This is a genomic window from Paraburkholderia tropica (assembly GCF_900109265.1).
Taxonomy (GTDB): Bacteria; Pseudomonadota; Gammaproteobacteria; order Burkholderiales; family Burkholderiaceae; genus Paraburkholderia; species Paraburkholderia tropica.
In genome coordinates, this window is sequence record NZ_FNZM01000007.1 from 134,378 (window position 1) to 146,154 (window position 11,777).

10 protein-coding genes are annotated in these 11,777 nt (G+C 65.0%); 6 read left to right on the forward strand and 4 right to left on the reverse strand.

The genetic code is table 11. The features are described 5' to 3' along the window. Window positions 1–18: 18 nt before the first annotated feature. Window positions 19–786, reverse strand: a complete 768-nt coding sequence (ppk2, locus tag BMY06_RS13030) for a polyphosphate kinase 2 (RefSeq protein ID WP_234774639.1) — start codon at window positions 784–786, stop codon at window positions 19–21. Window positions 787–1,374: 588 nt separating this feature from the next. Here ppk2 and BMY06_RS13035 point away from each other — a divergent pair. The 3 genes from BMY06_RS13035 to BMY06_RS13045 are packed head-to-tail and all read left to right on the forward strand — an operon-like array spanning window position 1,375 to window position 7,376. Next, window positions 1,375–2,547 (forward strand): efflux RND transporter periplasmic adaptor subunit, encoded by a 1,173-nt coding sequence (locus BMY06_RS13035; RefSeq protein ID WP_074983551.1) that lies wholly within the window; start codon window positions 1,375–1,377, stop codon window positions 2,545–2,547. 19 nt (window positions 2,548–2,566) lie between these two features. Beyond that, a complete protein-coding gene (locus BMY06_RS13040; RefSeq protein ID WP_074983768.1) occupies window positions 2,567–5,833 on the forward strand; it encodes an efflux RND transporter permease subunit in 3,267 nt (1,088 codons plus the stop codon). Window position 5,834: 1 nt separating this feature from the next. Further along, complete coding sequence (locus BMY06_RS13045; protein ID WP_074983553.1) at window positions 5,835–7,376, forward strand: efflux transporter outer membrane subunit; 1,542 nt, start codon at window positions 5,835–5,837, stop codon at window positions 7,374–7,376. Window positions 7,377–7,727: 351 nt separating this feature from the next. On the opposite strand, the gene BMY06_RS13050 is transcribed toward BMY06_RS13045, so the two are convergent. Both BMY06_RS13050 and BMY06_RS13060 read right to left on the reverse strand, forming a co-directional pair. Further along, window positions 7,728–8,930: an AI-2E family transporter gene (locus tag BMY06_RS13050; protein ID WP_080180514.1), complete on the reverse strand. Its 1,203-nt coding sequence runs from the start codon at window positions 8,928–8,930 to the stop codon at window positions 7,728–7,730. A gap of 538 nt (window positions 8,931–9,468) precedes the next feature. After that, entirely contained in the window at window positions 9,469–9,747 is a 279-nt protein-coding gene (locus tag BMY06_RS13060; protein ID WP_124263137.1) for a hypothetical protein, read from the reverse strand. Between the two features lie 532 nt (window positions 9,748–10,279). On the opposite strand from BMY06_RS13060, the gene BMY06_RS13065 reads away from it, so the two are divergent. Beyond that, window positions 10,280–10,945, forward strand: coding sequence for a hypothetical protein (locus BMY06_RS13065; RefSeq protein ID WP_074983557.1), 666 nt, complete (start codon window positions 10,280–10,282; stop codon window positions 10,943–10,945). Here BMY06_RS13065 and BMY06_RS38625 read toward each other — a convergent pair. Next, window positions 10,930–11,109, reverse strand: a complete 180-nt coding sequence (locus BMY06_RS38625) for a hypothetical protein (protein WP_124263136.1) — start codon at window positions 11,107–11,109, stop codon at window positions 10,930–10,932. The genes BMY06_RS13065 and BMY06_RS38625 overlap by 16 nt on opposite strands. 48 nt (window positions 11,110–11,157) lie before the next feature. Here BMY06_RS38625 and BMY06_RS13070 point away from each other — a divergent pair, with 48 nt between their 5' ends. After that, a complete protein-coding gene (locus BMY06_RS13070) occupies window positions 11,158–11,469 on the forward strand; it encodes a DUF4148 domain-containing protein (RefSeq protein WP_065058390.1) in 312 nt (103 codons plus the stop codon). Between the two features lie 77 nt (window positions 11,470–11,546). After that, window positions 11,547–11,747, forward strand: coding sequence for a DUF3562 domain-containing protein (locus BMY06_RS13075; RefSeq protein ID WP_065058391.1), 201 nt, complete (start codon window positions 11,547–11,549; stop codon window positions 11,745–11,747). Window positions 11,748–11,777: the final 30 nt, after the last annotated feature.

Consider the following 11,777-nt stretch of genomic DNA (forward strand, 5'->3'; position numbering starts at 1 on the left):
TCGCCGCGCGCGGCGCGTCTAGAACGCGTCCGGCACGCGCTTGCAGGGGTGTTCGGGATCGACGTAGCCCGACGCCTTCTGCCTGCGCGGCAACACCACCTTCTCTCGCGGCACCTTGCGATAGGGAATCGTGGCGAGCAGATGCGTGATGATGTTGAGCCGCGCCCGCCGCTTGTCGTCGGAGCGAGCCACATACCAGGGCGAAAAGTCGAGATCGGTCTTCGCGAACATCTCGTCGCGCGCCCGCGAATAGTCGTACCAGCGGCTATACGAATCGAGGTCCATCTGCGACAGCTTCCAGGTCTTGCGCGCGTCGTGAATGCGGCCTTCGAGGCGGCGCGTCTGTTCGTCGGAACTGACTTCGAGCCAGTACTTGATGAGTATGATGCCCGACGCAATGATGGCTTTCTCGACCAGCGGCACCGCTGCGAGGAATTCTTCGGCCTGCTTTTGCGAGCAGAAGCCCATGACGCGCTCGACACCCGCGCGGTTGTACCAGCTTCGATCGAAGATCACGACCTCGCCCGCCGCGGGCAGGTGAGGGAGATAGCGTTGCACATACATCTGGCTCTTTTCGCGCTCGGTGGGCGCGGGCAGCGCCACGATGCGGAACACGCGCGGACTCACGCGCTCGGTGATCGCCTTGATGGTGCCGCCTTTGCCCGCGCCATCGCGACCTTCGAAAACGATGCAGACTTTCGCGCCGCTCGCCACGACCCATTGCTGCAAGTGCGCCAATTCGACATGGAGCGGGAACAGCTCCTTCAAATAGGCCTTGTTGCTCATCTTTTCCGTTGCGCTCGCGTCCGGCTTTGCCGCGGATGTTGCCTCGCGCTTCGCTTCGGCCTGCCGTTGCGCTTTCGCTTCCGCCTTGGCAGTGCGCCGTTTTGCATGTCTCGACGATCCAGACATCGTGCGCTCCCAGAAAACCCTTCCTGTTCGACGGCGAGGCGTCGCGGCGACGGCTCGCGACGGTCATGGCTGAGAGCATGAACCGTGGTTCCGGGGCGGCACCATAGGACCTTGGTCCTATGGCCTGCCGCCGCGCGCTCGCGCGATGCCGTGCTGCCCGTTGCACGCTTGCGCGGGCTAGGACCAAAGTCCGATTGTTCGCGCCAGGGCGCGTCGCCATACTGAATCTGGTCGAATCGGCGACGCGTCCACGGCTTCGTTGGGCAGTGCCATTTTCCGGCGGCGGCCCATTGCCTGATCCGTCGTGCAGGCCATCACGGCGCGTCCTTTCCAATTCCAGCTCGAAAGCGGAACTTACGAGATCAACCTGAGGCAATCATGGCGCACGCTTGCAGGCATCAGAAGCCGCCGCTGCCATGGCGAACGGCGCCAGGCGGGGACGTGGCGAAAGGCGTCGGGTCGATGGTTGTCGTCGGTGCCGCGCTCGCGTTCGTCGTAGCCGGCGCCGGTTGCAGCAAGAAGCCGGCGGTGGCGGCCGCCGCGCCCGTTGAAGTCACGGTGACAACGGTGGCGCCCCACGATACGCCGGTCGATTTCGAATTTACCGCGCAGACCCAGAGTTCGCGCGAAGTGCAGATACGCTCGCGCGTCGACGGCTTTCTCGACCGCCGCATGTATGTGGAAGGATCGCTGGTCAAGGTGGGGCAGACCCTGTTCCAGATGGATCCCAAGCCGTTCGAAGCCGCGTTGCGCACGGCGCAGGGGCAACTGGCGCAGCAGCAGGCGCGACTGGAAGTGGCGAAGGCGAATCTGGCGCGCGTGAGACCGCTGGCGCAGGAAAATGCGTTGAGCAAGAAGGATCTCGACGACGCGATCGGCAACGAAAAGCAGTCGCGCGCCGCGGTGATTGCCGCGCAGGGCGAGGTCGATACCGCCGAACTGAATCTCAGCTACACGACGATCAAGTCGCCGCTGAACGGGCTATCGAGCTTCGCGCGGCAGCAAGACGGCAGCTATGTGACGTCCACGCAAAACGGCTTGCTGACTTACGTCTATCAACTGGACCCCATGTGGGTCAACTTCAGCATTTCGGAGAACCAGCAACTGCGCTACCGCGATCAGATCGCAGCGGGAACATTGCGCTTTCCGGCGAACCGTGCGTTTGCGGTGTCGCTGCAACTCGCGGACGGCTCGGTGTACAAGGGGCGCGGCGCGATCGATTTCGCCAATCCCGCGTTCAACACCGAAACGGGCTCCTTCCTCGTGCGCGCGGTCTTTGCCAATCCCGACGGCACGCTGCGCCCCGGCCAGTTCGTGCGCGCGCGGGTCTCGGGCGCGATTCGGCCCAACGCCATTCTCGTGCCGCAACGCGCGGTGCTTCAGGGCGCGAAGAGTCACTTCGTCTGGGTCGTGAATAAAGACGACAAGGCAAGCCAGCGCGTGGTCGAGGTCGGCGAATGGCACGGCAACGACTGGTTCGTGCTCGATGGCCTGAAAGACGGCGAGCGCGTCGTGGTCGACGGTGCAATCCGCGTGGTCGCGGACACGCCGCTGAAGATCGTGGCGAATCCCGCCGCGGCCACGGGGTCGGCGCCGGCTTCGGCTTCGGCTTCGGCGACCGCCTCGGCCAACTGAAAACTGAAGGGCGTTGACGATGAGCATCTCGCACTTCTGCATCGACCGGCCGATTTTCGCGTCGGTCATTTCGATCGTCATCACGCTCGGCGGCACGCTGACCATGCTGGCGCTGCCGGTCGCGCAATACCCGGACATCACGCCGCCGCAGATCACGATCACCGCGTCGTATCCCGGCGCGAGCGCGGACGTGGTCGCCAACAACGTCGCCGCACCGATCGAGCAGCAGGTGAACGGCGCGGACAACATGATCTACATGAACTCGTCGAGTTCGTCGACGGGGAATCTGACTGTCAACGCGTTCTTCGAGATCGGCACCAATCCGCAGCTCGCGCAGGTCGACGTGCAGAACCGCGTCAATCTCGCCTTGCCGCAGTTGCCGCAATCGGTGCAGGCGCAGGGCGTGCAGGTGCAGAAGAAGTCGTCGGCGTTCATGATGGTGATTGCGATCTATTCGCCCGACGAGCGCTACGACAGCACCTATATCGCGAATTACGCGAACATCTATGTGCTGGACGCGCTCAAGCGCATTCCCGGCGCGAACCAGTCGAGTATCTTCGGCACACCGGATTATGCGATGCGGGTCTGGCTCAAGCCTGACCGCATGGCGCAGCTCGGCATCACGGTGGCGGACGTGCAGCGGGCGGTGCAGAACCAGAACCAGCAGTTTGCGGTGGGACGTATCGGGCAGTCGCCGACGGGCTCGAAAGTCGAGCAGTCGTTCGCGGTGACCACGCCGGGCAGGCTGGCCCAGCCAGGCGATTTCGACAACATCATCCTGCGCGCGAGCAGCGAAGGCGCGGCAATTGTGCGGCTGCAGGACGTGGGCCGCGCGGAACTCGGGCAGAAGGATTATTCGATCCGCAGCCGCTACCAGGGCAAGCCGGCCACCATTATCGCGGTCTACCAGCAGCCGGGCGCGAACGCGCTCGACGTGTCGAAGCAGGTGCGTGCCGCGCTCGCCGAACTCAAGCAGTCGTTCCCCGAAGGGCTCGACTACAAGATCGCGATGGACACGACCGAGTTCACGCGCGCTTCGATCTCGGACGTCGTGCACACGTTCTTCGAGGCGCTCGTGCTGGTCGTGATCGTCGTGTACGTGTTCCTGCAAAGTCTGCGCGCGACGCTGATTCCGATTCTGGCCGTGCCGGTGTCGATCGTCGGCACGGCGATGGGCATGGCGCTGCTCGGCTTCTCGATCAACATGCTGACGCTGTTCGGCATGGTGCTGGCGATCGGTATCGTGGTCGACGACGCGATTGTCGTGATCGAGAACGTCGAGCGCAACATGACGGTGCACAAGCTCGGGCCGAAGGAAGCCGCCAAGCGCGCGATGGACGAAGTGGCCGGGCCGGTGATCGCGATCGTGCTCGTGCTCTGCGCGGTGTTCGTGCCGGTGGCGTTCGTGAGCGGCATTACCGGGCAGTTGTACAAGCAGTTCGCCATCACGATTGCGATCTCGGTGGTGATTTCGGGCATCGTGGCGCTGACCTTGTCCCCGGCGCTCGCGGCGATTCTGCTGAGTAGCTCGCACCATGAAAAGAAGGGTTTTTTCCGCTGGTTCGAGAACGCTTTCGGGCGCATGACGCGGGGCTATGTCGGGTTCGTGCATATCGCGATCCGGCGCTGGGTGCTCGCGCTGCTGCTGTTCGCGGGGATGATCGCGCTCGCGGTCGTGATGATGAAGACCATTCCCTCCGCTTTCTTGCCGCCCGAGGATCAGGGCTATCTGCTCGGTGCGGTGACCATGCCCGACGCCGCGAGCCTCGACCGCACGGGCGCGGTTTCGGATCAGGTGGCCGGGTATTTCATGAAGCAGGACGCGGTGAGCGGCATTGCCACCGTCGATGGCTACAGCCTGCTCGACGTGCAGAACAAGAACAACGCGAGCACGTTCTTTGTCGGGCTCAAGGGTTTCGACGAGCGCTATTCGTCGGGTCACGCGAGTACGCAGAATGCGCGCGCGGTGCTGGTCGACGCGTACAAGGCGCTGTCGTCGATCAAGGAGGGGATTGTCATTCCGGTCAATCCGCCTTCGATTCCGGGCCTGGGCACCACGGGCGGCACCGAGGTGTGGATCCAGAGCAAGGGCGACGCGACCATCACGCAACTCGCGGAAGTGGTGCGCGAGTTCGTCGCGAAGGCGCGGCAGCGGCCCGAGCTTGCGCGCGTGACGACCACCTTCAATCCGAATTCGCAGCAACTGCTCGTCGACGTGGACCGCGAGCGCGCCGAAACGCTCGGCGTGCCGGTGGAAGACGTCTATAGCGCGATGCAGACCATGTTCGGTTCGCTCTACGTTTCGCAGTTCAACCGATCGAGCCGTCTGTGGCAGGTGATCTTGCAGGCCGATCCGACGACGCGCCTGCGCCCGGACGATCTCGACCGCATTTACGTGCGCAGCAAGACCGACACGATGGTGCCGCTGCGCGCCGTGGCGAATTACCGCTACGTGACCGGGCCGGACCTGCTCACGCGCTTCAACAATTTTCCGGCGGTGCTCGTCACGGCCAACGCGGCGCCGGGCTACAGCTCCGGGCAGGTGATCGGCGCGCTGGAAGAAATCGCGGCGGCGATGCCCAACGGCTTCGGCGTGGCGTGGAGCGGCGAAGCCTACGAGGCGCGCAAGTCGGGCGGCACCTCGGGCTCGGTGTTCGTGTTCGGGCTCATCATGGTGTTCCTGATTCTCGCCGCGCAATACGAGAAGTGGTCGCTGCCGATCGGCGTGCTGATGGCCGTGCCGTTCGCGCTGTTCGGCGCCTTGCTCGCGATCCTGCTGCGCGGCCTTGAGAACGACATCTACTTTCAGATCGGGCTCACGATGCTGGTCGCGCTCGCGGCGAAGAACGCGATCCTGATCTTCGAGTTCGCGGTAATGAACCGCGAGGGCGGCGCCTCGGTGCTCGACGCGACGATCGTCGCCTCCGAGGAGCGCTTGAGGCCGATCGTCATGACCTCGCTCGCGTTCATTCTCGGCTGCGTGCCGCTCGCGATCGCCACGGGGGCGTCGGCCAACAGCCGCCATTCGATCGGGACCGGCGTGATCGGCGGCATGCTGGGCGCGACCGTGATCGCCGTGTTCTTTATCCCGATGTTCTATTACCTGCTCGAAACGATGTCGTCGCGCCAAAGCAAGGGCACGGCGGCGCCGGGCTCAGGCGATGCGTCGGGCGGCGCTTCGGGCAATGCCTCGGGTAATTCCTCGGGCAACCCGGCGGGCAATGCCTCGGGCGGCGCGGCGGGCGCGCCGGAAGGCACGCCGTCCGCGCCGCGTGGAGACGATTGACATGCGCGCGTCCGCTCATGGGCCCGTTCCTGCGCCCAAACATGCGCCCATCGTCGCGCGCCGGCTCGTGCCGCTGCTGGCGCTCGCGCTGAACGCCTGCCTGCTCGGCCCGGACTACGTGCGGCCCAACGTCGAGGTACCCGCGACATACCGGTTTGCGAGCGGCGAAATGCTCGAAGTCGCCGATACGGTCTGGTGGGAGCAGTTTCAGGAACCCGTGCTCGATCAACTGATCGCCACGGCGCTCGAACGCAATCGCGACGTGAAGATCGCGGCGGCGCGCATCGACGAATTCGCCGCGCAGGTGCAGATCACGCGCTCGGCGTTCTTCCCGCAGGTGGGCGCGGGCTTCACGGCTTCGCGTCAGCGCGTCTCGCAGATTGGCGGCTTGCCGTTGCAGCCGGGCATCGATCCGGTCTACAACGCGTTTTCGCCGACGCTCAGCGCGACGCTGAATCTCGATGTCTTTGGGCGCACGCGCCGGCTGACCGAGGCTGCGCGCGCCGATCTCGCCGCGACCGAGGAAGGGCGGCGCGAGACCATTCTCACGCTGGTGGCGGCGGTGGCGGGGTCCTATATCAATCTGCGCAGCCTCGACCGGCAACTGGAGATCGCGCAGGCGACGGCCGCGAGCCGCGCCGATTCCGTGCGGGTATTCACGCTGCGTTTCTCGCACGGCGTCGTCTCGCAGATGGAACTGGCACAGAGCCAGTCGGAATACGAGGCCGCGCAGGCGACCATTCCGGTGATCGAGATGCAGATCGGCCAGCAGGAGGACGCGCTGTCGGTGCTGCTCGCGCAGAACCCCGGTCCGATTCCGCGCGGACGCGAACTGCGCGCCATCGCGCTGCCCGCCGTGCCCGCGGGCGTGCCGTCCGATCTGCTGTCGCGGCGGCCCGATCTGCTCGCGGCGGAGCAGAACCTCATCGCCGAAAATGCGCGCATCGGCGCGGCGCGTGCGCTGTATTTTCCGGACCTTTCGGTGTCGGGGATGATCGGCTCGGCGAGCGCCGTGTTTTCGAGCCTGCTGACCGGGCCGGCCTATATCTGGTCGGTGGGCGGCGCGATCGCGCAGCCGCTGTTCACCGGCGGCAATATCACCGGGCAGGTGCATCTGGCCGAAGCGCGCGAGCAGGAGGCGCTGTACACGTATCTCGATACGGTGCAGAAAGCGTTGCAGCAGGTCGAGGACGCACTGATCGCCTTGCAGAAAAGTCAGGGCGAACTGGTCGCACAGGGACGTCAGGTCGATGCGCTGGCGGTCTACGCGCGGCTCGCGCGCAAGCGTTATGACGCGGGTTACACCAGTTATATCGAGGTGCTCGATGCGGAGCGCAGTCTCTTCAACGCGCAACTGACGCACACGCAAACCGAGTCGGCGGTGCTGACGTATTACGTCAGTCTCTACAAGGCGATGGGCGGCGGCTGGGTGACGCACGCCGAGCGCATGACGATGCCCGCGCCCGCAAGTGGCGCGTCGGCGACCGAAGCCGCGCAGACGCAGGCGGGCGCCCCGGCGCTTGCCGGTGCCGCGAGCCGCTAATTGCGGATTGCGGATTGCCGATTGCCGATTGCTGATCGCTATTCACACACGCGTGCGTGCCGGTTGCGCTCATATCGGCGCTTATCCGCTCGATGCTGCCCATGCCGCTCGCTCGCGCGATGGGCGGCTTCCTGCACGGCACGCACGGAGGCCGTCAGGAACAGGCCCGTCAGCACCGGATCGGGGCAGGCCGGGCACGACGTCGCCGATGCAGCGAGGCAGCCGGAGGTCGAGGTGGGCACGACGCCGTCATCGCGGTGAACGCATGGAAGTTGAGGGTTTCCACGCCGGGCAACATCGCCAGCGTGAATGGGTGCGCATGACGCGTCACCCGCCGTGGTCAGCGCAGCGTCACGGCTGCTGATCCGGCGCCTGTGGCGGGCGCGTTTGCGAGGCGCAAGGCGTCGGAGTCTGCGCGGGAGTCTGCACGGTTATCGGCGAGAGGTCCGGCGCTTGGTCCTCCCCGGCGTCCTGCGTCCGGAACTGCGGCTGATCCCTCACCCAGCGCCAGAAAAGCTGGTAGCCGACCGCGAGCATCACCGGCCCGATGAACAGCCCGATGACGCCGCCCGACACCATGCCGCCGAGCGCGCCGATCAGCACGACGGGCATCGGCACCGCAACGCCGCGCCCGAGCAACAGGGGCTTGAGCACGTTGTCGACGAGACCGGCGACGAACACGTAGCCGGAAAACACGATGGCCGCCGTGCTGACGCCTTCGGTGACGAAGACGAAGATGATCACGGGCACGGTAATCAGCGTGGCCGGCAACTGCATGATGCCGATCATCAGCACGGCGAGCGCGAGCAGCCCCGCGCCGGGAATGCCCTTGACGATGAAGCCGACGCCGATCAGCAGCATCTGGATGAACGCGATCCCAACGACGCCCTGCGCCACCGCGCGAATCGTGGCGGTGCAGAGATCGGTGATCTGCACGCCGTTGTCCGGGCCGGAGATGCGCGAGGCGATTTGCACGGCGCTCTCGTGGCCTTTCTCGCCATAGGCCATGAGGATGCCGGACACGATCAGCGCCGCGAAGAACACCAGCATGCCCATGCCCAGGCCGGTCACGGTGCCGAGCAGCGCGCGGCCGGCGTCCCGGAACTGCGGTGCGTACTTCTGCGCGAGGCCCGCGATGTCCGTGGACGCCTGGAGCCAGATGTCGTAGACCCGCTTGCCGACGAACGGCCAGTTCAGCACCGACTCGTCCGGCGGCGGCACGTGGACGCGGCCGCTCTTGAACACGGCCATCGCGTTGTCGATCGATTCGGCGACGGCCACGCCCAGCAGATAGGTCGGCACGATCACGATGACAAACGCGCCGAAGACGATCAGCGTGGCGATCAGGCCGTCGCGGCCCGGCATCGAACGGCGCAGCCGGATCTGCAGCGGATAGAGCGTGATCGCAAGAATCAGCGCCCACACCATCAGATTGAGAAACGGGACGAAGATGCGGAAGCAAACGATGGCCAGCACAGCGATGAGCGAGGCGCGAATCAGCACGTCGAGCAGCGCTCTGGACAGAACCCGCTGGGTGGACGGTGTTAGAAGCATCGGTTCTTCTCCTGCCGGGTCGCCACGGAATCGGTGCCGACGCAAGACGGCCGCGCCCGTTTCCCCGGTGGCGCGTCCTCACTTTCGGATCGTGCCGCGCGCGGGACAGCGGGGCAATTGGACTTTGGTCCCATAGCATTCCCGGCAATTCTGTCGGAGCACGGCGGCCGATCAGAAGCTCGTCGTAAAACCGAACGAGGCTGCCGGAAGCCTGGCGAAAGCCTGGCGGCCGGTGCGAGGCAATCGGACCAAGGTCCTATTTCGCCGGCGCCTGGTTGCGCGTAATCTGGATCGACGAACTCTGACTCAAGCTTCGGACAAAACCGCGATGCATGCCGTACTGAGTGGATTCGCCGCGCTGGTCGCCGACATCGCCGCGTTGACGGCGGCGCCGTTCGCGCCCAGGCGGTCGCCGCGCGAGGCGCTGCGCTTCAGAATGCACGGTCATATCGCCAGGATGCCCGGCCGGGCGCGCCGGCGACGCGTTCGAGGAGACCATTGATAACGATCGATACGATCGATCAGACGCGCCTCGCGCTTACAGACGGGTCAATTTCACGGCTGGCGCGGAGTCGTCTTTGGACTGCGTCATCCTCGGCTGCCCATCGATCGACGACTGCGAAGCCGTGGCCGCACTCGCGGCAGGTCGCATATCGGCGGCTGGCGCGGTTTCCTGCTGGGCAGGTCGGTTTATCGCGCCGCCGACGAGTACGCCCGTCGAGGCGAGAAAGACCGCAAGCAAAAGGGCGAATGCCATAAGACGTACCTCATCGAGTGGATGGCGGTGCTGGCGGCTCGCATCGACGGATGCCGTCACGCGTCAATCGATGCCCTGCTGGTGTATTCGAACGATTTCATCGGCATGCTCGGCGTGCAGAGGGGAGCTTGACGCAACACGACGCTCGACATGCACGCCGCAAACGCGCAGGAGGGCAACGGGAGCGATCGTGATGCGCGCCGTCGTACTCGCCGTCGTACTTTGACTCCCTTCAGCCTATACGCGCAGGCCGACCGCGTGTATCGGACTTTGGTCCGATAACCGGCGCGAGATCGCGCGTAAGTCGGCTTGACGCAGGCGACGCGGTCCCCGGCTTGGGTGCTGTGTATCATGCGAAAAACCTGCAAAACGCCAATCGTGTCGCGCGACGGCGACGACGCGAAATCGAAAAAAGCCAACCTCGAAAGCGCCTGCGCCGCTCGCGAAGGCGCGTAACGAAATGCCCGCCTTATCGGACGAAAGTCCCATAGCGCACGCCCTGTTTCGCGCATAGCCTGATGGTTCAACCCTCGTTCCCGCGCGGCAACGCCATGCCGGAGGTTGCTCGCTCCCCCCATGCAAGCGAGGCGATATGAAAAAGTACGAGAGTGCGGATAAGCTTCAGCGTCGCGAGACGATCCGCAAGATGGCATTTCTGCTGTCGGACAGCGGCGCGCTCGACGACTGGGAGGCGGTCAGACGCGCACTTGCCGCGCGCTTCGACGCGCTGGATGTCGATCGTGTGCTCGCCAGTCCCTTTCTCCGCCTGATTCTGGATCAGCGTTGTCGTGCGTGCAGCAATCGGGGCACAGATCACGAAAGTGCGTTCCTGGCGGATCAGGACGACGAAGCCGCCCCTGGCGCCGCTCCAATGGATGACTTCGCGTCCGCCGGCATGAGCACGCCGGTGCGCCATCAGCCGCCGGATGATGCGTGTGCCGCGGCGCGCTGGACGGCTCAGCCGTGCCTCGCGGGCGACATTGCCGCGCTGCTGGCGGACGGCCGCAAGCTAACGGCCGCGCAACTGGCGCGGGAAATCGGCGCCGCCTTGCGCGACATTCAGAAAGCCCTTCAGTCGATGCTGGCCTGCGAAGAGGTACACGTTGCGCAACGCACGCCACGCGGTGCCGGCGGCCGCAGCGCGCGGATCTTTGCGATCGGCGGCGATATGGTCGCCGGCTCGACATCGAGCTGGGCCAAGGCTGACCCGGTCGTGCTTCGCGCCATGGATGCCCTGGTTCGTCACGGAGAGCCGTGAAGCCGGATGCGCACGATCATCTGCGTTTGAGCGCGAATCAATACCTGATATCGTGCGTTGTCGGGCGTCGTCGTGAAGAGGTGCCGCGCCCGTGTGCCGATTGTCGTGCCGCTGATCGCAAAGAAGAAAAATGAAAGCGTCATTCGCGCACGACCGGCCGGCATGCACCGATCGAGCCACTTGAGCCGCGCTGATCTGCGTGGAGATACGCTATGAAAAGTTTGCCGAGATGCTGTTCGACGCTTGCTGCGTCGGCCATATTGCTCGCGGGCTGCGCAGCCGGCGGCGTGCAGCAGGGCGGGCCGCATCTGACGCCCACGGAGTGTCGCGACCTGGCCGCGCTCGGAAGCAGTGCGCCGCCGACGAAGGCACAACGCCAAAGCGAGCTTTCGGCGTTGAGGAAAGCGGGCTACGACCCCTCACCCTGGAATGACGACCCTTATTATCCGGACGACTTGCAGGAGGCACAACGTCTCGTCGCCCATTGGCGCGAAACGGACTGCCAGAATTTGCCGGCACAGTGAGAACCGCACCAACGGCACGCGTTGCCGCCCGGGCGCAAGGATGCCACGGGAGGTGGCTCGGCGTGACGGGGGAGACCATGAAAACTCAGGATTTCGAGGACGTGATTCGCGAAATCGCCGCGTTGACGGCAACGTCGGAGGAAGTCGTTGCGCAGATGTACACCGAAGCGTTAGAGCGTTTTCGCAAGGATGCACGGGTTTTCGACTATATACCGCTGCTCGCTGAGAAGCGCGTGCGCGAAGCTTTGAGGATCGCATCGAAGATCGCGGATCAATAGAGACCTTCGGGGCGATCTTCGTAGCGATCA

Coding starts and splice junctions, on each gene's coding strand:
- ppk2 (WP_234774639.1), bottom strand. CDS start 786: ATGAGCAACAAGGCCTATTTGAAGGAGCTGTTCCCGCTCCATGTCGAA.
- BMY06_RS13035 (WP_074983551.1), top strand. CDS start 1,375: ATGGTTGTCGTCGGTGCCGCGCTCGCGTTCGTCGTAGCCGGCGCCGGT.
- BMY06_RS13040 (WP_074983768.1), top strand. CDS start 2,567: ATGAGCATCTCGCACTTCTGCATCGACCGGCCGATTTTCGCGTCGGTC.
- BMY06_RS13045 (WP_074983553.1), top strand. CDS start 5,835: ATGCGCGCGTCCGCTCATGGGCCCGTTCCTGCGCCCAAACATGCGCCC.
- BMY06_RS13050 (WP_080180514.1), bottom strand. CDS start 8,930: ATGCTTCTAACACCGTCCACCCAGCGGGTTCTGTCCAGAGCGCTGCTC.
- BMY06_RS13065 (WP_074983557.1), top strand. CDS start 10,280: ATGAAAAAGTACGAGAGTGCGGATAAGCTTCAGCGTCGCGAGACGATC.
- BMY06_RS38625 (WP_124263136.1), bottom strand. CDS start 11,109: ATGCCGGCCGGTCGTGCGCGAATGACGCTTTCATTTTTCTTCTTTGCG.
- BMY06_RS13070 (WP_065058390.1), top strand. CDS start 11,158: ATGAAAAGTTTGCCGAGATGCTGTTCGACGCTTGCTGCGTCGGCCATA.
- BMY06_RS13075 (WP_065058391.1), top strand. CDS start 11,547: ATGAAAACTCAGGATTTCGAGGACGTGATTCGCGAAATCGCCGCGTTG.